The organism is Roseateles sp. P5_B10, assembly GCF_056400485.1.
In genome coordinates this window covers 1-525 of sequence record NZ_JBFULE010001757.1, presented here as the reverse complement: position 1 = coordinate 525, position 525 = coordinate 1, and the positions used below count along the sequence as shown (strand labels likewise).

At 64.0% G+C, this 525-nt stretch carries 2 protein-coding genes; both read right to left on the bottom strand.

The window, feature by feature from the left end; genetic code table 11:
* Positions 1-209, bottom strand: a 209-nt coding sequence (locus tag AC1DU6_RS35745; protein WP_477863374.1) for a hypothetical protein, incomplete at its 3' end; no start/stop codon positions are given.
* Between the two features lie 34 nt (positions 210-243).
* The coding region (locus tag AC1DU6_RS35740; protein WP_477863372.1) for a glycine cleavage T C-terminal barrel domain-containing protein at positions 244-525 on the bottom strand (282 nt) is incomplete at its 5' end.

Sequence of the window (525 nt, the reverse complement as noted above, 5' to 3'; positions counted from 1 at the left end):
GCCTGGAACAACCATTCGTCCGGCCCCAGCCAATAGACCGACCGGCCGCCGACCGCCGCGAAGCGGCAGGCCTCAAGGCTCGGCTTGACGCCAAAATGCGCCCCCGCAGCCTCGACCGCCTCGGTCTTGCCGCGAAACACCAGCTTCGCCGCATCGGGAAGAATCGAGAGCGTCGTGGTGGGCGCAGCAGTGGTGCCGGATGACTGCATTGGGGACAACGCGTTCGAACGCATGACCGCGGGACTAAGCATTCAAACGTTCCCCCTTCGGATCGAACAATATCGAGTCGACGACTTTCGCCTTGATCACACCGTCCGGCATCGGGATCGAGAGCTCCTCACCCATCCGCGAGCGACCGCCGCGAACGAGTGCCAGCGCGATCGAGCGGTTCAGCGTCGCGCTCCAGTAGGAGGAGGTGACATGACCGATCATCGGCACCGGAATCGGATGGGTGGGATCGAGCACGATCTGGGCGCCCTCTTCGAGAACCACCTTGGGGTCCGTCGTCAGCAACCCGACCAGTTG